Here is a 20,557-nt window from a genome sequence, read left to right as displayed (position 1 = left end):
ATGAGAGCGCCGTCCGGTGCCGCGGGTGGCGGATCATTGTTCGCGCGCCTCCAGCCAGGCGAGCACGGCGTCGTTGTCCTGGCCGAGCGCGGGCGGCGCGCTGTGCTCGGCCCCGGTGAGCCCGTCGAAGCGCAGCGGCGGCCCCGGCAGCTCGATCTTCCCGAGCACCGGGTGCTCCACCTCGACGACCAGGCCCTGCGAGCGGGTCTGCTCCCAGGCGTAGACCTCGTCGATCGACCTGATCGCGCCCGCGGGCACACCGGCCTCGGCCAGCCTGGCCAGCCAGTGGGCGCGGTCGTCGGCGGACAGGGCTCGCTCCATGTCGGCGATCAGCTCGTCGCGGTGGGCGAACCGCTCCCTGTTGGTGGCGTAGCGCGGATCGGCGGGGTCGATGCCGAGCAGGGCGGCGACCTTCCTCCACTGGCCGTCGTTGGCCGCGGCGATCTGCAACATGCCGTCGGCGCAGCGGAAGGCGCCGTAGGGGGCGATGGAGGCGTGGTGGTTGCCGCCGGCGCCGGGCACCTTGCCGCCGACCGTCCAGGCGGTGCCGTGGTAGGCGTGCACGCCGGTGACGGCGGCCAGCAGCGACGTGCGCACGACCCGGCCCATGCCGGTGCGCTCGCGCTCGTAGAGTGCGCCGGCCACGCCGTAGGCGCCGTGGATGCCGGCCAGCAGGTCGGCGATCGACGCGCCGACGCGGTAGGGCTCGTCGGGTGAGGGGCCGGTCAGCGACATCAGGCCGGCCTCGCCCTGGGCGATCTGGTCGTAGCCGGGGCGGCCGCCTTCAGGGCCGTCGTGGCCGAACCCGGTGATGGACAGGATGACGAGGCGCGGGTTGAGCTGGTGGAGGCGCTCGACGGAGAAGCCGAGGCGGTCGAGCACGCCGGTGCGGAAGTTCTCCACGAGGACGTCGCTCTGGCGGACGAGGCGCTCGATGAGCTCCTTGCCCTCCGCGGACTTCATGTCGACGGTGATGGACTGCTTGTTGCGGTTGGCCGCCAGGAAGTAGGTCGAAACGTCGTGATCCGGCCCGGCGAACGGCGGTCCCCAGCCCCGGGACTCGTCACCGCCGTCCGGATGCTCGACCTTGATCACCCTGGCGCCCAGGTCACCCAGCATCTGCGCGGCGTGCGGCCCGGCCAGGGCCCTGGAAAGATCCAGTACGACGATGCCGCCGAGGGGTCCGAGCAAGATCAACCTCCTACGTGCGATCCAGGGGCGAAAGAACATTCTCTCAGGCGAGGGCCCCTTCTCCTCTACCCTGGTCCGATGAATCCGCCGGCCGCTGCCATCGGAAGGCTGCCCCCGTCGTGCGGCCCTGTCCGCCTGGTGGCCGTCGACGGGCCCGCGGGGGCGGGCAAGACGACCTTCGCGCGGCGGCTCTCCGCGGATCTCGGGTGCCAGGTGATCCACAGCGACGACTTCCCCGTGCCGTGGGACGACGGGCCCGGCGGCTGGTTCCACGCGCTGGAGTCGCAGGTGATCGATCCGTTGCGGCACGGCCGTCCGGGGCGTTTCCGCAGGTATGACTGGGTGCGCGGCGAATACGCCGAACAGGTGACCGTGCCCGTCGCGCCGGCGCTCATCATCGAGGGGGTCGGCACGGCCAGGGCCTCGGTGGCGGAGCTGCTGGCGTACACCGTCTGGGTGGAGGCGCCCGAGGCGGTGCGCCTGGCACGCGTCCTGGAGCGGGACGGCCCCGAGCTGGAGCCACGGTGGCGGACGTGGTTCGTGGCCGAGCGCGCGTGGTTCGCCGAGGACCGGACGCGGCAACGCGCCGACCTGATCGTCCGGACGGGGTGAGGCCACGGGCCGGGACGGGCGGGCCCGTCGCGGCGGGCGAGCCCCGGGAGGTCAGGGGCCGAGGTGGCCGACGTCGTTGAAGCGGACGAGCTCGAAGCGGCCGCCGCCGGTGCGCCAGGCCGACACGGAGGCGTTGAGCACCGGCGCGAACTCCAGCACGGCCGCGAGCTCCGCGTCGGGTCCGCCGGCGATGACGTGGCGCAGCCCCAGCACCACGGAGTCGTGGGCGACGATCAGCACCGGCCGGCCGTCGGCCCGCCGCGGCAGGCCGGCGAGGAGGTCACGCAGCCGGGCCACGACGTCGGCCAGCGACTCGCCCCCGGGCGGGCGGTAGGCCCAGGCGCCCTCCGCCTCCCGCCGCTCCGGCTCGCCGGGGAACCGCTGCCTGACCGCGGCGGGGTTGTAGCGGGCGAACTCGCCCATCTCCTGGTCTCTGAGCCGTTCGTCCACGGTGACGGGGAGCGGGTGGATCCCCCAGGTCGCCCGCGCGATCCGCCACGTGTCGAGGGCGCGCAGATGGGGCGAGCACCACACCAGCTCGGGCGCCTCGCCCGCGGGCAGTGCGGCCAGCAGCCGCCCGAGGGCGGCGGCCTGCGCCCTGCCCTGCTCCGTCAGCGTCACCTCGTCGTCGCCCCGCTCGTAGACCAGCGGCGTGTCGCCGGCCCGCCGGTAGGCGAGGTTGGCCTCGCTCTCCCCGTGCCGGACGGCGATGATCACTGAAGGGCCCACGCCCGCCATCTTGCCACGGAGCCATCGGCCAAATTACGGTCGAGACCGTTATTACACCCCAGGGAGGTCGTACGTGCGTACCATCGTGGCACTGCTTCTTGTCGCCTTATCCCTCTCGTCTCCGGCCCAGGCCGATACCGCGGCAGCACCTCCGACGGAGTGCGGCTTCCACACCCTCGACCCGCTTCCCCTGACCGGCGCCACCACCGCCGGCACCGCGCTCGACGCCGATCACCCCCAGGGCCCGCGCGTCTACTCCGTCACCTCCAGCGCCTCCGGCCCCGCGCTGCTCGGCATCAGGGACGCCCGCGACGGCCGCCTGATCGGCGAGCGGCCGCTGCCGCTGGCGCTCGGCTCCTGGGCCGTCACCGTGGCCCCCGACCACTCGGTCTACGTCGGCAGCTACAACGCCACCGCCGGCGCGATGGGCCGGCTCTTCCGCTACGAGCCGGATTCCGACCGGGTGAGCGAGCTCGGCATCCCCGTCGCGACCGAGACGTTCGTCTGGACCGTCGCCGCCAGCCCCGACGGGTCCGCCGTCTACGGCGGCACCTCTCCCACGGGCAGGCTCTTCCGCCACGACACCGCGAACGGCACCACCACCGACCTGGGCAGCCCCGTCCCCGGCGAGCAGTTCGTCAGAGACCTCGCCGTCGGCCCCGACGGCACCGTGTACGCCGGCGTCGGCGCGGAGAGCATGAAGGTCGCGGTGGTCGGCTCCGGCGGGACGGTCGAGCGCGTCATCGAGCCGCCCGTCGAGGGCGCGGGCTACGCCTACGACGTGGCCGTGACCGGCCGCCACCTGCTGGTGCGCTTCGTCACCTCCGCCGGCGCCGCCCCCATGGGCGTGTACGACCTGCGCGAGAACGTGTGGAAGGACGTGGTGGAGGACGTCGGCAGCCTCACCGTCGGCGGCGGCCGGCTCGGCCACGACCTGTACCTGTTCCAGGGCGGCGAACTCGTCAGGTACGACCTCAAGACCGAGAAGATCACCAAACTCGGTTTCACCGACCACGGCGGGGGCGCCGCCCGCACGCTCGGCTGGCTCGGGCACACCCTCGTCGGCACCAGCTCCACCGGCCGCATCTGGCACTTCGACCGCAGGACCGGCCAGGGCAGGCTGCTCGACGGCACCCTGACCGGCCAGCCCGTCAGCATCCGCTCCCTCGGCGCGGGCCCCGACGGCCACGTCTACGCGGGCGGTTTCTTCACCGGCGGCCTGGCCGCCTACGACCCCGCCACCGGCGAGACGCGCAACTGGTCCGACGTCGGCCAGAGCGAGGGCATCGTCTCCCACAAGGGCAAGCTCTACCTGGGCGTCTACCCGGGCGCCCGGATCTACGAGTTCGACGGGAGCGCGCCCAGGCTCCTGCTCGACCTCGGCGCCCAGGAGCAGGACCGTCCCTTCGCGATGATCTCCGCGGGCGACTGGCTGGCGTTCGGCACCGTGCCCAAGTCGGGCACGCTCGGCGGCGCGCTCGGCCTGCTCGACCCCGCCACCGGCCGTACGGTGATCAAGAGGAACATCATCCCAGGTCACAGCGTCATCGGCCTGGCCTACCGGGACGGCGTCGTCTACGGCGCCACCTCGGGCTTCGGCGGCACCAGCACTCCTCAGGGCGAGGGGGTGGCGTTCGCGTACGACATCGCCACCGACTCGCTCAAGTGGCGACGCGTCCCGGTGCCCGGTGACCTGGCTCTCGGCTCGATCACCTTCGACGACGCCGGCCGGTTGTGGGGGCTGACGCCGGACGCGCTGTTCGAGCTGGACCCGGCCACCGGGCGGACCGTCAGGACCGTCAGGCACCAGACCTACCCGTGGGACACCGTCACGCAGGTCTGGCTCGACACCAACCTCGTGTTCCACAAGGGCTTCCTCTGGGGCAAGGTACAGGGGAAGGCGTACCGGATCGATCCGGGGACGATGGCTTTCACGCTCATCGCCCGCCCGATCTCGAACCTCCTCCTCGGCCCTGACGGGCACCTCTACCTGTCGCGCTTCGAGAACTTCTCCACCTACCGCGTCTGCTGACCCGTGAGCCGGAACAGGCGCGGGCCCTCGGCGAAGTAGACGTCGCCCGACCCGTGCACCGCGAGCTGGTGCACGGGTCCCTGCTTCAGCTGGGTGTGCCGGCCGGTGCGCGGGTCGAGCGAGAAGACGTACTGGCCGGCGTGGGCGCCGTACAGCGTGCGGTCACGCCGGTTGAAGGAGAGCTGCCCGCTCGCGCTCTCGCTGCCCGACAGCGTGACCCGCTGGACCACCTTGCGAGCGGCCGTGTTGACGGCGAACACCTCGCCGCCGGCGATCCCCCACAGCCTGCCCCGATCGTCGAACGCCAGCGCGGGGACGGCCGGCTTGCCCGGCGCGGGGACGATCTCCCACAGCAGCCGGTCGTCCTTCACCGACCAGGCGAAGAGCTTGGCCTCCGGCTGGGTCGGCGGCGTGGCCGACTGGCCGCTGTAGATGGAGGTGCCGCCGTAGAGCACGCCGTCGCGGTAGGCGAGGGAGACGATGCTCTGTTCCTTGATCACGTCGCGCTGGGAGTGCTTGAGCTTGCCGGTCTCCGGGTCCCAGACGGCCAGCACGCCGCCCAGGTGGCCGAGGTCGGGCATGGTGCCCGCGGCGAGGTAGCGGCCGGCCGACGCCAGCGCCCGCGGCCTGATCTGCTTGTCCGCGGACAGGTCGAACAGGCGTGCCGGGTTGTCCGCCGGGCCGGGCACGGGGCTCGGCGAGTACTCGGGGCTGTTCCACGGCAGCTTCGGATCGTAGGCGTAGACCCTGGCGTCGGGGTAGGCGCCGACGTAGAGCTTCCCGCCGTGCGTGGCCATGTCCTCGCTCTGCGAGAACGTGTGGAACTCGGCGCGCTCGCCCGTCTTCGGGTCCAGGGCGGCGAAACCGCCGTTGAGGAAGCCGCCGGCGTACATGCGGCCGTCGGGGCCTTCCGAGAGCGCGGTCACGTCGATCGGTTCGCCCTTGACCTGCGTCTCCACGAACGACGTCGCGCCGGTCTGCGGGTTGTAGCGGAACATCAGCCCGCGCCAGAGCAGGCCCACGACGCTCTTGCCCGGGTAGTCCGGCAGGCCCAGCTCGGCCCAGCCGATGCCCCGGGTGTTGGCGACGCGGCCCGTGAACGGCATGCCCGTGCCGGTCGTCTCCTTCGTCTTCGGGTCGTAGCGGACGAGTTCGGCGTCCTTGACGAGGTAGACCGCGCCGTCGGCGTCGGGCGGCGAGACGTCCAGGCCGTGGGCGGGGTCGAGGGTGTCGGTCCAGCGGCCGGCGGCGATGTCCCACACGTGCAGCGGGCCGGGGAAGGCGCTGCCGAAGCGGACGTAGAGGTGGCCGGCGGCGACGTCCACGTCGTAGGCCCACTTGCCCGCCGGGTCGAGGCCGTCGGGAAGGGGGAGTTGCCTGGACGTGCCGGAGGCGGCGTCGATCTCGAAGAGCGCGGCCGGGTCCTCGGTGCCGGCGTAGATCTTCCCGCCGGCGTAGGAGACGCTGCGGACGTAGTCGTGGTCGGGCGAGAGCCTGCCGTAGTCGCGTACGCCGGTCTCGGGGTCGTAGGCGAACAGGCGGCCACCGGGGTAGGTGCCGCCGTAGACGGTGGCGCCCTCGCCGGCCGCCACGGCCCAGATGAAGTTCTCCGAGGGCAGGGGCCGGCCGAGGTCCTGCACACCGCCCTGGTCCGTCCAGCGGTAGAGCCGCCCGTCACCGTACGTGCCGGCGTAGACGCTGCCGTCGCCCGTGGCGGTCACGGCCCATGCGCCTTCGGCACCCGGCAGGTCGTACCTGGCCACCTCGGCCCCCGTGGCCGGGTCGACGGCGTTGAGGTGGGCGGGGCTGCCGGAGGAGGCGCCCCAGAGCACGGTCTCGCCGCCCGGGCCCGGCGCCGCGACGCCGCCGAGCAGCAGCACGTCCTCCAAGGGCACGCCCAGGTCCTCCACCCGGCGCTCCGCCGCGCCCGCGGGGGCGGCCGCGGCCAGTGGCACGAGGACGGCCGCCAGCGCGGCGGTCAGCATTCGTCTAATTAAGGTCATGACCGAAACCTAGAGAGACGCTGTTATGTCGTCAATACCTGGATTACGGTGAAGGAACTAATTCACGGTGGCGCTTTCGTGGCCCAGCACCTTCGCGAGGGCCTCGGCGATGTCGGCCGCGGCGGCCGGCGCCTCCATGAGCATCGACTGGCGCACCCACACCACGGTGTCCGACGCCTCGGCGGCGGCGGGGCACGGCTCGGCGCGGGCGCCCTCGCCGGTGAGCGCGGACATGGTGCCGAGCGGCGGGTAGCCGGCGTCCAGCGGCACGCCTTCGGCCGCCATGGCCCCCAGCAGGAACGCGCGGTCCACGCCGGGGTCGAGGCGCACCATGAGGAGGTGGCGCGAGTCGCGGGTGGTGCCCTCCGTCGCGGGCACCACGTCGGCCCCGGGGACGCCGGCCAGCTCGCGCCCGAGAGCGGCGCAGAAGGTGTTCCTGCGGTCGATCTCCTCGTCGAGCCGGTCCAGCCAGGGCAGCAGCAGCGCCGCCTGGAGTTCGGTCAGGCGCAGGTTCCAGCCGACGGACGGGTGACCGTACCACTGCCCGCCCAGCGCGCGCCCGAGATTGCAGACCGACCAGACGCGCTCGTGCACGGCCTCGTCGCGGCAGACGATCAGGCCGCCCTCACCCGCGGTCATCGCCTTGCTCGCCTGGAAGCTGTAGACGCCGGCGTCACCCAGGCCGCCGACCGGACGGTCCTTGTAGGTGGCGCCGTGCGCCTGGGCGGCGTCCTCGACGACCGCGAGGCCGTGGCGGGCGGCCAGGTCGTTCAGCGCGTCCATGTCGGCGGGGCTGCCCGCGAGGTGGACGGGCATGATCGCGGCCGTCCTGCCGGTCAGCGCGTCGCGCACCGCGCCCGGGGACAGGTGCAGGTCCACGGGGTCGACGTCGGCGATCACGGGGGTGGCTCCGGCCAGCAGCACCGCGGTGGCCGAGGCCACGAACGTGTACGCCGGCACGATCACCTCGTCCCCCCTGCCGACGCCCAGACCGCGCAGCGCCGCGAACAGGCCCAGCGTGGCGTTGGCAACGGCGACGCCGTGCCGGACGCCGGAGCGGCGGGCGAACGCGGCGGTCAGGTCCGCGACGACGGAGCCGCCCTGCGTGGCGCCCCAGAGGCCGCTCTCCAGCACCTTCGTGACCAGCTCGCGCTGGGCGGGGTCGACGGGCGGCGGCCAGGCCGGCCAGGGGGCCGTCCGGACGGGGGCGCCTCCATGGATGGCGAGCGTCACGCTGGATGTCCCTTCTCAGGCGAACCGGGTGACCCGGGCGAGCCGGGCAGGTCAGGCAGGGGGAGGCCGAGGAGGCGGGCCAGGTTGCCGCCCTGGACGAGAGCGCGGTCGGCGTCGGCGAGCGGGGCCAGCGCGACGCGGCCGTAGCCCGTACGCAGGTCGAGGAAGCACGCGTCCGAGCCGAACAGCACCCGCTCCGGCCCCGCGAGCGCCGCCAGCCTGGCGATCCAGCGACCGGTCATCTTCGAGCCGCACGTCTCCAGGAACACGTTGGGACGGTCGGCCACGAGCCGGGCCGCGCGGCCGAACCCGTACGGCCAGAGCCCCGTGTGCCCCATGAGCAGCGGCACGTGCGGATGGCGTGCGGCGACGGTGGCGAACTGGGCGGGGTCGCTCCATGGCGAGTCGGTCTGGCCGTGCGCGAGAACCGGCAGGCCGCGGCGCCAGACCGGCTCGTACAGGGGGTCGTCGAGGCGGCACTGGTGCACGTCGGGGTGGAGCTTGACGCCCCACACGCCCCGCGCTCCCTCGCCGGGGAGCGGCGTGCGGTGGTGCGGGTTGTAGACCTGCCAGACCCCGAACCTGCCGGGGAAGCGCTCGGCGATCTCCAGGGCGGCGGCGTTGCCGCGCACCGCGTCGGGACCGACGGCGAGCAGGTGGCTGATGCCCATCGCGGTCACGCCGATCCGGTCCATCGCGGCCACGAGGTGCTCGGCGGCGGGATGCGGGATGAGGAAGTCCGGCCAGGTCCCCACGTGGCCGTGGGCGTCGAGGATCACAGCAGCGCCTCCAGCGAACCCGACGCGATCCGTTCGACGTCCTCGGGGGGCAGGTCGAGGTGGTCGAGCAGGAAGCGCGGCCCGCAGTCGTCGGCGACGGGCGCTCCGGTGCCGAACACCAGCCGCTCCGCCCCGAACCGCGCGGCCAGCCATTCGACGCCGCCCTGGGTGTTGACGGTGCCGATCTCGGCCCACACGTTCGGCGCCTCGTCCATCAGCTCGCCCAGCGCGCGCAGCCTGCGGTAGCCGGGGTTGAGCACGAGGAGGCGCTGGCCGGGCAGGCGCTCGGCGAGGTGGCGGAGCTGGGCGGGCGAGGTCTCGTCGAGGTCGATCGCGGCGGTCAGCCCGAGGGCGGGCAGGCAGCGCAGCGTGGCCGGGCCCGTGAGATCGAACCGGTGGCGTTCCGGGCAGAGCCTGACCATCCGCACGCCGGGGGGCGGCTCCTCCGTCTCCCCTGGCACCACGACGGGCACGGGGACGAGCCGGGGATCGCCGAGCGCGAGCAGGGCCTCGTTGCCCGCTCCCGGGTCGGAGTAGAGGCTGAGCGTGTGGGTGACGAGGGCCCGGTCGATGCCCAGCCGGTCCATCTCGCCCCGGGGATCCGACGGCAGGTCGTCGAACGGCACGGGACCGACGAGCCGGTGCGCATCGATCACATATTTCGGCACAGACCGAAACTATCCGGGCGATGGAGCGGCGGTCAAGGCCGGGCGGTACGTGCCCGGCGCGATCGACGACGCTCGCGGAGGCGGAGCAGGCCCTAATTAAGGTCATGACCGTATCTTCAGCAACGCTCCTCGTCAATGACATAATGACCGGCATGTCGATTGAGGACAGGCCCGAAAACGCTGGGTCCGCCACGCCCTTCGACGCGTGGCGGCTGGTCGGCGAGCTGGAGGTGACGCTCGACGTGGACGTGCTGTTCGGCGCGTACCCGGACCGCGACGGGCCGCCCGGCACGCCAGGCGCCGTGCTGGAGACGCTGGCCGCGCACCGCGTCCGGGCGGCGGCCGTGGCCGGCCTGCGGGCGGCCCTGTTCGACGTGCGCACGGGCAACGACGAGCTGCTGGCCATGGCCGCGCGCCCGGAGATCGTTCCCGTCGGGGCCGTGGACCTGCGCGACCCGATCGGCGCGGCCCGCGAGCTGGAGCGGCTGGCGTCGGCGGGGGTCAGGGCCGTCCGCCTCTTCCCGGACGAGCAGGGGGTCGAAGCGGGCTTCCCGTCCGTCCGGCACGTCGCCCGCCGGGCGGCGCGGCTCGGCCTGGTGGTGCTCACCGGCGGCGACGTGCGCAGGTTCTGGCAGCCCTTCTCGGGGCTCGGGGCCGACGTGGTCTTCCTCGACACGCACTTCTACCACCTGGGCGACTTCCTGGTGGCCGCCTCGGACGAGCCCGGCTTCCACACCTCCACCCGGCTGCTCAACTCCCCCGACGCCCTGGAGACGGTCGCCGCGGAGATCGGGGCCGACCGCCTGCTGTACGGCTCGCGCACCCCCCACTACGAACCCCTCGTCCCCCTCCTCCGCCTGGCCACCAGCGGCCTGGGGCCGGCGGAGACCGCCGCGGTGGCGGGCGGCAACGCGACGAGGCTGCTCGCCGGAACGCCGAGGAGGCCCGCGCTGTGATCATCGACGTGCACGCCCACTGGGGCCCGTGGTTCTTCACCATGGACGTGGCCGGATCCACCCTGGCGACCATGGACCGCTACGGCATCGACCGGGCGATCGTCTCCGCCACCGAGGCCGTGATCTACGACGCCCCGGCGGGCAACCGCGCCCTGGCCGCGTACCTGGAGACCCAGGACCGCCTGCTCGGTTACGTCACGGTCAACCCGCGCCGGCTGCGCGAGGCGGAGGCGGATCTGCGCGCGTACCTCCCGGGCGGCAGGTTCGTCGGCGTCAAGATCCACACCGACTACACGGGCTCGCCGGCCGGCTCGGCCCGGCTGCGCGAGGCGCTGACGCTGGTCGCCGGGACGGGCCGCCCTGCGCTCGTGCACACGTGGGGCACCTCGGTGCTCGACCTGGCCGAGGTCTGCCTGGACATCCCGGATCTGCGCGTGATCGCCGGGCACATGGGTGCGGACGGGTTCCGGCACGCCATCGAGGCGGCGGGCGCCTGCGACCGCCTCTATCTGGAGCCCTGCTGGTCGCACGCCCCGGCGGGCCGCATCGCGGAGGTGGTGGCGGGCGTGGACCCGGCCCAGCTCCTGTTCGGCACGGACGCGACCCTGATCGACCCGTCGTCGGCCTTCGGGGCGGTCGCCGCGGCCGGCCTGTCAGGGCAGACGGCCGAGCGGATCGCCTGGCGCAACGCCGCCGCCCTCTTCCGGCTCTGACACCGTACGGGCTCGGCGGCGCCCTCGCTCAGGCGATCGCCCCGGCCCGTTCCCGCGCCGGGGGCGGGCCGAAGTCCTGGGCCTGCAGTTCCAGGCGTTCGCGCTCCGTCAGGCCGGGGCCGTGAGGGTCGTGGGCGTGGGTGCCGGGGATGCGGCCCTCGGCGGCGGCCAGCCAGAGCATGCGCTGGACGTACCCCTCCATGGGGTCGGTGAAGGTGGCGGCCGCCAGCCGGTCGAGGCGTGCCGATGCCTGCTCGAACGCGCGCAGGCCGGGCTCGCGGAAGGCGCGCATCACCTCGGCCGTCACCTCGACGGCGGCGGCCGCGACGCCCACCAGCGCCGCCTCGGCCCCCCACAGCAGCGAGGGCCCGAACATGCGGTCCTCCCCGGTGATCGCCAGCCGGCCGGCCTCGCGGGCGAGCATGATCGCCCGCTGGCAGCCGATGGCGTCGGACAGCAGCGCGGTCTTGAGCCCCGCCACGCCGGGGTGCCGCAGGATCTCCCGCAGGACGCCCGGCGGGCACGGCCGCGTGTAGAGGTCGAAGGCGACCATCGGCAGGCGGGCGGCCTGCCACACCTCCTCGTGCAGCGCGGCCCTGTCGCCCTCCGACGGGAACACGAGCACGCCGTCCGCGCCCAGGCCGGCGGCCACCCGCGCCTGCTCGGCCGGGTCGGAGGTCTCGGGACCGCCGCCCACGCCGACCAGCACCGGGACGTTCAGTGCGGCGGCGCGCTCGATGACGGAGGCGCGGACGCCTGGGGCGAGGAAGGGCCCGCGGCCGGTGTGGGCGAGCACGGCCAGGCCGGTGGCGCCGCCGGCCACCAGGCCGGCGAAATAGCGCGCGACCACGTCGAGGTCGACCTCGCCCGACCCGGTCATGGGGGTCGCGGCGGCGGCGATCAGGGTGCCGCGCAGCCGGTCGCGCAGCGCGGCCGCACGGGGGTCGATAGGGGCCATTCGCACAGCTTAGACCCTCTCTTCGGGAGCGCTAGGCGGTCCAGCGCAGCTGTTCGCGGGTGATCTCGTGCTCGAGCGGCTCGCCGGCGAGGAACCTGGCGATCTCGCCGACCGTCAGCGTTCCCATCCGGTGCCTGGCCTCCTCGGTGCCCGCCGCCTGGTGGGGCGTGAGCAGCACGTTCGGCAGGCCGCGCAGCGGGCTGTCCGCCGGGAGGGGCTCCTCGTCGAAGACGTCGAGTGCCGCGTCGATCCTGCCGCCGCGCAGCTCGTCGAGGAGCGCGGCGGGGTCGACCAGCCACGATCGCGCGGTGTTCACCAGCGCCGCGCCGTCGGGCATGAGCGCCAGCTCCCTGCGGCCGATCAGGTGCCGGGTCGCCGGGATGGCGGGGGCGTGCAGGGCCACGACGTCGCTGCGCGTCAGCAGGTCGTCGAGCTCCACCAGCGTGGCGCCCATCCCGGCCACCTCACCGGCGGAGACGGTCGGGTCGGCGAGCAGCAGCTCCGCGCCCAGCGCCCGGACCAGGCCCGCGTACGCCCTGCCGGTGCGGGAGGCGCCCACGACGCCGACCACGCTGCCGCGCAGCTCGCGCCGGGGCCTGGCGGCCTGCCTGGTCTCCGCCCAGCCCGACCCGGACCGCAGGCCGTGGTCGAAGCGGTGCACCTGGTGCAGCAGGCACAACGTGAACGTGAGCGCCACCTCGCCCACCGCGGGCGCCATCGCCGCTCCGGTCTGGGTCACCCGGATGCCGCGTTCCCAGAGCGCGTCGGAGACCAGGAACCCCACCGCCGCGCCCGTGTGCGCCACGAGCCGCAGCTCCGGCGCGCGGGCCAGCGTCTCCGCGTCCACGCGCGGGGTGTCCCACCCGGTGACCAGCACCCGCGCCCGCTCCAGCGGGCCGATCGGGGCCAGCCGCCGGAGCTGCGCGAAGACGGGCGGCGGGAGGAACATCTCGCGCAGCTCGGGAGCCAGGCTGAGGGCGATCATTTCAGTCCCGTCATCGCGATGCTGTTGACCAGGTAGCGCTGCAGCAGGAAGAACACCAGCAGGCACGGCACCACGGACACCGCGGCCGACGCCATGAGCAGCGACAGCTGCATCTCCTCGGTCCGCAGCGTGGTCAGGCCCACGGTGAGCGTGCGCGTGGCGTCGCTCTGCCCGACGACCAGCGGCCACAGGAAGTCGTTCCAGTGCCACAGGAACACGAACACGCCCAGCGTGGCCAGGATCGGCTTGGTCAGCGGGAGCACGATCGTCCAGTACACCCGCCACTCGGAGGCGCCGTCCACCTTCGCGGCGTCGAACAGCTCGTCCGGCAGGCCCAGGATGAACTGCCGCATCAGGAAGACGGCCTGCGAGTTGGCCAGCGTCGGCACGATCAGCCCCCAGAACGTGTCCACCCCGTCCAGGCTGTTGACCAGCACGAACGTCGGGATGAGCGTGGCCTGGAACGGCACCATCATGGTCGCGAGGAACGTCCAGAACATCGCCTCGCGGCCGGGGAAGCGCTTCTTGGCGAAGGCGTAGCCCGCCATCGACGAGGTGAGCAGAATGATCACCACGGAGACCACGGCGTAGATCAGCGAGTTGATCGTCCAGGTGACGAAGCCGGACGACGACAACACCATCGTGATGTTGTCGAGCGTGAGCGACTCCGGCCACCGCGCGGGCACGGTCGGCCGGCCCGCCGGCGACAGCGCCACGATGAACATCGCCACGAACGGGCTGACGGTCAGCACCGACAGCAGCGCGAGCAGGGCGGCCAGCGGCCACCTGCCCCGCCACCACCGCCTGCGCGCCGCGCCGGGGGTCTCGGCCCGTACGGAGGGACGGGAGGTCGTGGTGGTCGTCATGTGTTCCCCCGGTCCAGGAAGCGGCGCTGGACCAGCGACACGACCAGCACGATCGCGAACAGCACCATGCCCCAGGTGGCGGCGTAGCCGAAGTCGAACGACCGGAAGCCGTGGTCGTAGATGCCGTAGATGAGGGTGTACGTCGCCCTGGCGGGGCCGCCGCCGGTCATCACGTACACCGTGTCGAACGTCTGGAACGCGCTGATCGTCTCGATCACCATGACGAAGAAGATCGCGGGCCTGAGCAGCGGCAGCGTGATCCTGCGGAAGCGCTGCCACGCGCTCGCCCCGTCGATGCTGGCCGCCTCCAGGTAGGAGGACGGGATCGCCTTGAGCCCGGCCAGCAGGATCAGCATCGAGTAGCCGAAGCCCTTCCACACCGCCACGACCGCCAGGGCGGGCAAGACCACCCCCGACTCCTCGAGGAAGGCGACCGGGCCGAGGTCGGCCTTGGCGAGCAGGCCGTTGATCAGGCCGTTGAACTCGTAGATCCAGCGCCAGACGATGCCCGCGAGCACGAAGCTGGTCACGTACGGCAGGAAGAGCATGCCGCGGAACAGGCCGCGCATGAAGACCACCTGGTTGAGCAGCAACGCCGTGCCGAGCGCCACGAGCATGGTGAGCGGCACGTAGACGGCGGAGTACACGAGGGTGACCCGCAGGCTCAGCCAGAAGTTCACGTCGTCGAGCAGCCGGATGTAGTTGTCCGCGCCGATGATGTCCCACTCGCCGCCGATGTTCCAGTTCGTCAGGCTCATTCCCGCCGCGCCCAGCGACGGGAAGATCCGGAAGATCAGGAAGAGCACGAGTACGGGCAGCACGAACAGCAGGCCGGTGACCGGGTCACGCAAGCGTTGACGCACCAGGTGGTTCCTTCCCTCTCAGCCGCCGCTGCCGAGCAGCTGGTTCGCCTCTTCGGCGGCCGCGTCGAGCGCGGTCTTCGCGTCCTCCTTGCCGAGCAGCGCCGCCTGGATGTGCGGGGCGAGCACGCCCATCACCTGCCGGGCCTTCGGGTGGGTGTCGCCGGGGAAGGCGTACTGCAGGGACTTGGCGAACTCCTTGGACGCCTCCGACTGGCCGGGCACGGTCACGTCCGTGCGCGCGGGGAAGAAGCCCGACTCCTTGGCCAGCGCGGCGGAGACCTCCGGCGAGGCCAGGTAGGCGGCGAACTTCTTGGCCGCCTCCTTGTTCTCGGAGTGCTTGGCCACCATCAGGCCTCCGGGGATGCCGAACGCGACCCGCTTCGTGCCTTCGAGGGGCAGGCCGATGCCGACGTTCTCCTCGCCGATGGCGGTGGCGAGCTGGTCGACCTGGCCCGCGGTGGCCGCGTGGTACATGGCGGTCTTGCCGGCGGCCAGCAGGCCGCCCTCGATGTCGTTGCCCTTGCTGGCGGTGTTCGGCGGCAGGCCGCCCGCGGCCTTCAGGTCGAGCAGGAGCTGCAGGCTCGCCACACCCTCAGGGCCGTTGAACGCGACGCTCTTGCCGTCGGAGGCGAAGACGGTGCCGCCGTTGGCCCACAGGATCGGGTAGAAGCTCTGGTTGAGCGTCACCTCGGGCTTGCCCGGGTAGTCGAGGATGGCGACCTTCTTGGCGGCCAGCTTGGGCGCGGCCTCCTTCAGCTCGTCGAGCGTCTCCGGCACCTTGTCCACGCCCGCCTCGGAGAACAGCTTCTTGTTGTAGATGGGCGCGGTGATCGTCTGGTAGATGGGGACGCCGTAGAGCTTCCCGTCGACGGTGAGGGCGGTCAGCGAGTTGGGCAGGTAGGAGGCCTTGGCCGGGGCGACGATGTCGTCGACCGGCTCGATCGTGCCCTGCTGGGCGTACTGCGGGATCTGGTCGGGGCCGAGCACGACCAGGTCGAAGCCCTTCTTCGAGACGAGCGCCGTGGTGACCTTCTCCTGACGGCCCTCCCAGGGCTGCAGGTCGATCTTGATGTCGGTCGTGGGGTTGGCGGCCTCGAAGTCCTTCTCGACCTTGCCCCAGAACGCCTGGCTCTTCGCCTGGTCCCCGATGACGGGGTACATCCACAGGGTCACGGAGCTCTTGTCCGAGCCGCCGCCTGATCCGCACCCGGCGGCCGCCAGGCTCAGGGCGGCCGCGAGGCCGACTGCCGCTGCCTTCTTCATCGGCGGCTTCCTTTCGCTTAATACCGGTCCTGACCGAAACCTAGTGAGCGGGACTTGGCCTGGTCAATGCCTGAGATATGAACGTGACTAGCCCCGAGCCCGAAATTTCGTTATTTCCTGGGCGATCAGCTCGACGTGCTCGGACGTGTAGTTCTCGTTCCAGTCGATGACGAGCAGCGTACGGTCCACCATGCGCTCGGCCTGCGGGCAGGGGTTCGGGGAGTAGCCGTCGAGCGGGAAGCGGGCGGTCCCGTAGACGGCCGCCCGCCACACCGGCGCCCTGTTCAGCGGCTCCGCGAGGTATCCGGCGCGCGCCGGGATCCCGGCCGCCGCCAGGTGCGCCGCCAGCTCGGGAGCGTCGCCGTCCGGGCACACGATCGAAAAGAGCCACCACGCGTGGCCCTGCGGGCGCGGCAGCCGTACCCCTGGCAGGTCCTTGAGTGCCTCGATCAGCCGCAGGGCCGTACGGCGGCGCGCGGCGACCACGCCGGGAAGCTTGGCGAGCTGGGCGCGGGCCACCGCGGCCTGGAGCTCGGTCATGCGGTAGTTGAGCCCGAAGGAGGCGTGCGAGCGCCCGGCCGCGCGGTCCCAGCCCTTGTCGGAGAAGAGCCGCATCCGCCTGGCCAGCTCGTCGTCGCTGGTGATCGCCAGCCCGCCGTCGCCGCACGTGATGTGCTTCCACTGCTGCAGGCTGAGGCACGCCACGTGACCCGTCGTCCCCGCGAGCCCGCCGCCGGGCAGCTCGGCCAGCCAGGCCTGCGCGCAGTCCTCGATCAGCACCAGGCCGTGCTCGTCGGCGAGCGCGCGCAACTCGTGGATCCTGGCCGGCGCCCCGAACAGGTGCACCGCCATGATCGCCTTCGTCCGCGGGCCGATGAGCCTGGCCACCGCGCCGGGATCGAGATTTCCGTCGGACGGATCCACGTCGGCGAAGACAGGAACGGCGTTCTGCGCCAGGATGGGGGCCACGGTTCCGAAGTCCGTGATCGGTGTCGTGATGATCTCGTCCCCTGGGTCCGGCGCGGCCGCCACGACCGACAGATGGAGGGCCGCGGTGCCGGAACTGCACGCGATCGCATGGCGGGAGCCGTACGCCTGCGCGATCTCGCCTTCCAGCGCCCGCGCCTCGGTCCCCCAGACGGAGCTGAGCATGCCCGAACGGATCACCCGCTCGACGGCGGCCACCTCCTCGTCGCCGAGGGTGCGGCCGTCTGCTTCTGCCATGGACGGGAACTTCACCTGGCACCTCACCAGTTATGATTGCGGTCTTGACCGAAATGAGCGAGAGGGAGGCGTGCGTGGGAATCGTCATCGGAGTCGTCGGCCCGCACGATCTGGTCGACGACGTCGCGGCCGTCTGCGAGGAGCAGCCGGGCGTGAGCACCCTGCGCCTCGACTACGACCATGAGTCGCAGGCCCCCGCGATCGTCGAGGCCCACGCCACCTCCGTCGAGGGCTGGCTGTTCACCGGCATCGTCCCCTACATGCTCTCCCGCGACGCCGAGGCCCTCACCCGTCCCGCCGCGTTCGTCGACTACTCCGGCGCGACGCTGCTCAACGCCCTCGTACGCCTCCAGCACCAGGGCGAGGACGTCACCATGTTGTCGATCGACACGTTGTCGGCCGCCGACGTCGACGCCACGTTCACCGAGGCCGGACTGCCGACCGGCGAGCTGCGCACGCACTCCTACCGGCCCGGGATGACCTCCCAGAAGGCGATCGCCTTCCACCGCAGGAGTCCCGCGCACACGGTGATCACCTGCCTGAGCTCCGTGTACGAAGCGCTGCGCGACGAGCGCCACGTGCTGCGCCTGGTGCCGTCCGTGCACTCCGTACGGGTGGCGCTGCGCCAGCTCGTGCTGACCGCCGAGGGGCAGGTGCAGGAGGACGCCCAGATCGCGCTCGGGCTCATCGAGGTGGCCAACGAGGAGGGGCTGCTGCGCGAGGCCACGGCCCTGGGCGGCACGCTGGCGGCCTTCCGCGGCGGCACGCACCTGCTGGTCACGACCCGCGGCCCGCTGCACGACGCCACGGGCGGCTTCACCGGGCTGCCCATGCTGGCCCGGCTGGCCGGCCAGAACGACGCGGTCCGCGTCGGCTTCGGCCTGGGACGCAGCGCCGCGGAGGCGGAGAGCCTGGCGCGCCGCGCGCTGGCCAAGGCCCGCAGGATCGGCCCGGTAGCCGCGGTGCTGTCGTTGCGAGCGGACGCCGACATCGTCCTGGAGTCGGTGACCACCACGCCCGCGGGCCGGCAGAGCCTGTCGGTCATCGCCCGCCGGGTCGGGCTGTCGGTGCCCACGCTGGAGAAACTCCTGGAGGCGCGGGCCGCCGCGGGCGACGAACCCCTGACGACGCGGGAGATCGCCGACCGGCTGGCCGTCCAGCAGCGCACGGCCCGGCGCATGCTGCACCGCCTGGAGCTGGCCGGGCTCGCCGAGCGCACCGGCAACCTCACCAGCGGATCCAGCGGCCGCCCGCTGACCCTCTACCGCCTGACGCTCTAGCGCCCCGCGGCCGGCTGCCGCCCGGCGCTCCGGCGCCCTGCCCCCGTTCACCGCCGGACGCGCCGGCACCCCGCCCCCGCCCATCGCTCAGGCGAGCCAGCGAGAGAGGTTCTCCGCGACGAACTCGTCGTCGCGCAGCTCCGGATAGGCGGCCAGCACCCGGTCGATCTCGGCGAGCTGGCCGGGCGACAGGTCCTCCGCCGGGTCCAGGCACCAGCGGCCCTCCAGCAGGCCCTGCCTGCGCAGCACCTCGTGGATGCCGGGGATGCAGCCGTGGAAGGCGTTCGCGGAGTCGAAGATGGCGGCGTTCGCGTCGGTCAGGTGCCCGTCGAGGGTGAGCAGCCGGCGCACGGCCGCGTCGTCGCCTGAACGCGCCGCCCTGGCCTGTTCCAGCAGCTCCACGGCCCGCCGTACCCACACCGCCCACTGGCCGAGCAGCCCGCCGACGAACTCGACGTCCACCTCCCGCCCGTCCACGACCACGCGGTGCGAGGTGATCAGGTCGGTCAGGATGTGGTCGTCGTTGCCGGTGTAGAGGGCGACCTCGCCGGCCCGGCCCGCGCGCACCACGCCGTGCAGCACGTCGAGGGTGCGGTAGCGGTCGAACGGCGCCGCCTTGATGCCGGCCACGGCCTCGATCTGCGCCAGCCTCGTCCAGAACTCCCTGGACAGGTGGCGGCCGCCGACCGCGGGCTGCAGGTAGAAGCCGATCACCGGCAGCACCTCGCCCACCGCCCGCGCCCGCTCGATCAGGCCGTCCTCGTCCAGCTCCCGGTACGGGCTGAGCAGCACCATGTGGTAGCCCAGCGACCTGGCCAGCTCGGCCTCCGCCACCGCCTGCGCGGTCGGCCCGGTGGCGCCGGCCACGAGCACCACCTCGTGCGCGTACTCGCCCGCCACCGTGGCGGCCAGTTCGAGCACCGGAGCCAGCAGCCCGGTGCCGTGGATGGCGAACTGCGTGGTGTGCACGCCCACCGCCAGCCCGCCCGCGCCCGCCTCGACGTAATAGCGGGTGAGCGCCCGCTGGCGGCGCTCGTCCAGCTTCCTGTCCGAGGTCAGCGCGAGCGGGTGCGCCGGGATCACCAGGCCGCGCCTGAACAGGTCGCGCACGGACGCGTGCGCCTCTGGAGCCGTGCCGAGCACGTGAGTCCCCCCAAGTGATAGGTGCGGTGATGTGAGCTGTGGATCAGAAACGCCCGTCACGGCGCTCGAACTTGGTGGGCTTGCCGAGCAGCGGCCCGCCGTCCGCGACCCAGCGCGCCGTGTGCTCGATGAGCTCGGCGGGGGTCAGCTCCGGGTAGCCGAACAGCCGGTGGCAGCGGCCCGCGTTCGACAGCAGCGCCGTGGGGGCCTCCTCGCCGGTGAGGACCGGCTCCTTGCCGAGCGCCTCGCCCAGCGCCAGCGCGGCCTGCCGCACCGAGATCAGCTCGGGACCGGTCACGTTGAGCACGTACGGCGGCGCGTCGGCCAGCAGCAGCGACCGCAGCGTCACCTCGTTGGCGTAGCCCTGCCAGACCACGTTCACCTGGCCGGTCGTGAGATCGACGGGCTCGCCCGCCAGGATCTTCTGCGCCAGGTCGACCAGGACGCCGTAGCGCAGCTCGACGGCGTAGTTGAGCCGGAGCAGCGCCACGCGGGTGCCGTAGGTCTCGGAGAAGTGCGTCAGCACCCGCTCCCTGCCCAGGCAGCTCATCGCGTAGTCGCCGACGGGCCCGGCCGGCGAGTCCTCGGTGCTGCCGCCGCCGGCCACGGGGACGAGCGGGTAGACGTTGCCGGTGGACAGGGCGGCGATCCTGCTCTCCCTGAACCGGTCGGCGACCCGGCCGGGCAGGTAGGTGTTGGTGAACCAGGCGGCGTGGGCACGCCCCTGCGTGCCGAACTTGGCGCCGACCAGGAAGACCACGTTGGGCGCTTCCGGCAGGTCGCGCAGCGCCCGCTCGTCGGACACGTCGGCGCTCACCACCGTCGCGCCGTCCGCCCTGAGGGCGTCCGCCAGGCCCGGCTCGCCGAACCGGGACACCGCGATGATCCGCCGGTCGCCGCGGGTGGCGTTGAGGGCCAGCCGCACCAGGCTCGGGCCCAGCTTGCCGCCCGCGCCCAGGATCATGATGTCGCCGGGCAGCCTGCCCAGGTCGTCGACGAGCCCGGCGCCGGGCCGCGCCAGCCGCTCCTCGAGTTCCGCCGTCGTCCGCACGAACGTCC

At 72.8% G+C, this 20,557-nt stretch carries 19 protein-coding genes; 5 read left to right on the top strand and 14 right to left on the bottom strand.

All coding sequences use genetic code 11. The annotated features are described in order from the left end of the window. Positions 1 to 33: 33 nt before the first annotated feature. Positions 34 to 1,230 carry a CaiB/BaiF CoA transferase family protein gene (locus tag ACZ6SA_RS10780; RefSeq protein WP_465827560.1) on the bottom strand — a complete coding sequence of 399 codons (1,197 nt, stop codon included), beginning with the start codon at positions 1,228 to 1,230 and terminating at the stop codon, positions 34 to 36. A 39-nt stretch (positions 1,231 to 1,269) separates the two neighbouring features. Here ACZ6SA_RS10780 and ACZ6SA_RS10775 point away from each other — a divergent pair, with 39 nt between their 5' ends. After that, the gene (locus ACZ6SA_RS10775) at positions 1,270 to 1,803 is read left to right on the top strand and encodes a uridine kinase family protein (RefSeq protein WP_347644265.1); all 534 of its coding nucleotides are present in this window, start codon (positions 1,270 to 1,272) and stop codon (positions 1,801 to 1,803) included. Positions 1,804 to 1,854: 51 nt separating this feature from the next. On the opposite strand, the gene ACZ6SA_RS10770 is transcribed toward ACZ6SA_RS10775, so the two are convergent. After that, positions 1,855 to 2,532 (bottom strand): histidine phosphatase family protein, encoded by a 678-nt coding sequence (locus ACZ6SA_RS10770; protein WP_465827557.1) that lies wholly within the window; start codon positions 2,530 to 2,532, stop codon positions 1,855 to 1,857. A gap of 73 nt (positions 2,533 to 2,605) precedes the next feature. Here ACZ6SA_RS10770 and ACZ6SA_RS10765 point away from each other — a divergent pair, with 73 nt between their 5' ends. Next, entirely contained in the window at positions 2,606 to 4,564 is a 1,959-nt protein-coding gene (locus ACZ6SA_RS10765; protein ID WP_465827556.1) for a ligand-binding sensor domain-containing protein, read from the top strand. Here ACZ6SA_RS10765 and ACZ6SA_RS10760 read toward each other — a convergent pair. The 4 genes from ACZ6SA_RS10760 to ACZ6SA_RS10745 form a co-directional block, all read right to left on the bottom strand. Further along, positions 4,549 to 6,549: an outer membrane protein assembly factor BamB family protein gene (locus ACZ6SA_RS10760; protein WP_465827555.1), complete on the bottom strand. Its 2,001-nt coding sequence runs from the start codon at positions 6,547 to 6,549 to the stop codon at positions 4,549 to 4,551. The two genes, ACZ6SA_RS10765 and ACZ6SA_RS10760, sit on opposite strands and share 16 nt — an antisense overlap. Positions 6,550 to 6,624: 75 nt before the next feature. Continuing rightward, entirely contained in the window at positions 6,625 to 7,800 is a 1,176-nt protein-coding gene (locus tag ACZ6SA_RS10755; RefSeq protein ID WP_465827553.1) for a DegT/DnrJ/EryC1/StrS family aminotransferase, read from the bottom strand. Then, on the bottom strand, positions 7,797 to 8,579 hold the full coding sequence (locus ACZ6SA_RS10750) for an amidohydrolase family protein (protein ID WP_347644270.1): 783 nt from the start codon (positions 8,577 to 8,579) through the stop codon (positions 7,797 to 7,799). Before ACZ6SA_RS10750 ends, ACZ6SA_RS10755 begins: the two co-directional genes overlap by 4 nt. Next, complete coding sequence (locus ACZ6SA_RS10745; RefSeq protein WP_347644271.1) at positions 8,576 to 9,247, bottom strand: amidohydrolase family protein; 672 nt, start codon at positions 9,245 to 9,247, stop codon at positions 8,576 to 8,578. The genes ACZ6SA_RS10750 and ACZ6SA_RS10745 overlap by 4 nt, the downstream gene beginning before the upstream one ends. Positions 9,248 to 9,399: 152 nt before the next feature. Between ACZ6SA_RS10745 and ACZ6SA_RS10740 the strand changes: the two genes are divergently transcribed. Beyond that, the gene (locus tag ACZ6SA_RS10740) at positions 9,400 to 10,203 is read left to right on the top strand and encodes an amidohydrolase family protein (RefSeq protein WP_347644272.1); all 804 of its coding nucleotides are present in this window, start codon (positions 9,400 to 9,402) and stop codon (positions 10,201 to 10,203) included. After that, positions 10,200 to 10,916, top strand: coding sequence for an amidohydrolase family protein (locus ACZ6SA_RS10735; protein WP_347644273.1), 717 nt, complete (start codon positions 10,200 to 10,202; stop codon positions 10,914 to 10,916). The genes ACZ6SA_RS10740 and ACZ6SA_RS10735 overlap by 4 nt, the downstream gene beginning before the upstream one ends. Before the next feature lie 28 nt (positions 10,917 to 10,944). Here the strand turns inward: ACZ6SA_RS10735 and ACZ6SA_RS10730 are convergent, their stop codons facing one another. From ACZ6SA_RS10730 to ACZ6SA_RS10705, 6 genes are all read right to left on the bottom strand, one after another. Continuing rightward, positions 10,945 to 11,874: a dihydrodipicolinate synthase family protein gene (locus tag ACZ6SA_RS10730; RefSeq protein WP_465827551.1), complete on the bottom strand. Its 930-nt coding sequence runs from the start codon at positions 11,872 to 11,874 to the stop codon at positions 10,945 to 10,947. Positions 11,875 to 11,905: 31 nt separating this feature from the next. Further along, positions 11,906 to 12,859, bottom strand: coding sequence for a hydroxyacid dehydrogenase (locus tag ACZ6SA_RS10725; RefSeq protein ID WP_465827550.1), 954 nt, complete (start codon positions 12,857 to 12,859; stop codon positions 11,906 to 11,908). Then, on the bottom strand, positions 12,856 to 13,725 hold the full coding sequence (locus tag ACZ6SA_RS10720; RefSeq protein WP_347644276.1) for a carbohydrate ABC transporter permease: 870 nt from the start codon (positions 13,723 to 13,725) through the stop codon (positions 12,856 to 12,858). The genes ACZ6SA_RS10725 and ACZ6SA_RS10720 overlap by 4 nt, the downstream gene beginning before the upstream one ends. After that, the gene (locus ACZ6SA_RS10715) at positions 13,722 to 14,588 is read right to left on the bottom strand and encodes a carbohydrate ABC transporter permease (RefSeq protein ID WP_465827548.1); all 867 of its coding nucleotides are present in this window, start codon (positions 14,586 to 14,588) and stop codon (positions 13,722 to 13,724) included. The genes ACZ6SA_RS10720 and ACZ6SA_RS10715 overlap by 4 nt, the downstream gene beginning before the upstream one ends. Positions 14,589 to 14,606: 18 nt before the next feature. After that, positions 14,607 to 15,851, bottom strand: coding sequence for an ABC transporter substrate-binding protein (locus ACZ6SA_RS10710; RefSeq protein ID WP_465827547.1), 1,245 nt, complete (start codon positions 15,849 to 15,851; stop codon positions 14,607 to 14,609). Between the two features lie 87 nt (positions 15,852 to 15,938). Then, positions 15,939 to 17,075 carry a DegT/DnrJ/EryC1/StrS family aminotransferase gene (locus tag ACZ6SA_RS10705; protein WP_465827545.1) on the bottom strand — a complete coding sequence of 379 codons (1,137 nt, stop codon included), beginning with the start codon at positions 17,073 to 17,075 and terminating at the stop codon, positions 15,939 to 15,941. A gap of 74 nt (positions 17,076 to 17,149) precedes the next feature. On the opposite strand from ACZ6SA_RS10705, the gene ACZ6SA_RS10700 reads away from it, so the two are divergent. Continuing rightward, positions 17,150 to 18,355 carry a hypothetical protein gene (locus tag ACZ6SA_RS10700; protein WP_347644280.1) on the top strand — a complete coding sequence of 402 codons (1,206 nt, stop codon included), beginning with the start codon at positions 17,150 to 17,152 and terminating at the stop codon, positions 18,353 to 18,355. 87 nt (positions 18,356 to 18,442) lie between these two features. Here ACZ6SA_RS10700 and ACZ6SA_RS10695 read toward each other — a convergent pair whose 3' ends face one another. Both ACZ6SA_RS10695 and ACZ6SA_RS10690 read right to left on the bottom strand, forming a co-directional pair. Next, positions 18,443 to 19,498 carry a dihydrodipicolinate synthase family protein gene (locus ACZ6SA_RS10695; protein WP_347644281.1) on the bottom strand — a complete coding sequence of 352 codons (1,056 nt, stop codon included), beginning with the start codon at positions 19,496 to 19,498 and terminating at the stop codon, positions 18,443 to 18,445. A 43-nt stretch (positions 19,499 to 19,541) separates the two neighbouring features. After that, positions 19,542 to 20,549, bottom strand: a complete 1,008-nt coding sequence (locus tag ACZ6SA_RS10690) for an NAD-dependent epimerase/dehydratase family protein (RefSeq protein ID WP_347644282.1) — start codon at positions 20,547 to 20,549, stop codon at positions 19,542 to 19,544. Positions 20,550 to 20,557 lie beyond the last annotated feature (8 nt).

The organism is Nonomuraea sp. NPDC049378, assembly GCF_055586745.1.
This window is presented reverse-complemented; position numbering and strand designations above follow the sequence as displayed.

What these genes read in the sequence shown, in the direction of transcription:
- ACZ6SA_RS10780 (WP_465827560.1), bottom strand. Translation starts at nt 1,230, where the DNA reads ATGTTCTTTCGCCCCTGGATCGCACGTAGGAGGTTGATCTTGCTCGGA.
- ACZ6SA_RS10775 (WP_347644265.1), top strand. Translation starts at nt 1,270, where the DNA reads ATGAATCCGCCGGCCGCTGCCATCGGAAGGCTGCCCCCGTCGTGCGGC.
- ACZ6SA_RS10760 (WP_465827555.1), bottom strand. Translation starts at nt 6,549, where the DNA reads ATGCTGACCGCCGCGCTGGCGGCCGTCCTCGTGCCACTGGCCGCGGCC.
- ACZ6SA_RS10740 (WP_347644272.1), top strand. Translation starts at nt 9,400, where the DNA reads ATGTCGATTGAGGACAGGCCCGAAAACGCTGGGTCCGCCACGCCCTTC.
- ACZ6SA_RS10730 (WP_465827551.1), bottom strand. Translation starts at nt 11,874, where the DNA reads ATGGCCCCTATCGACCCCCGTGCGGCCGCGCTGCGCGACCGGCTGCGC.
- ACZ6SA_RS10725 (WP_465827550.1), bottom strand. Translation starts at nt 12,859, where the DNA reads ATGATCGCCCTCAGCCTGGCTCCCGAGCTGCGCGAGATGTTCCTCCCG.
- ACZ6SA_RS10720 (WP_347644276.1), bottom strand. Translation starts at nt 13,725, where the DNA reads ATGACGACCACCACGACCTCCCGTCCCTCCGTACGGGCCGAGACCCCC.
- ACZ6SA_RS10710 (WP_465827547.1), bottom strand. Translation starts at nt 15,851, where the DNA reads ATGAAGAAGGCAGCGGCAGTCGGCCTCGCGGCCGCCCTGAGCCTGGCG.
- ACZ6SA_RS10705 (WP_465827545.1), bottom strand. Translation starts at nt 17,075, where the DNA reads ATGGCAGAAGCAGACGGCCGCACCCTCGGCGACGAGGAGGTGGCCGCC.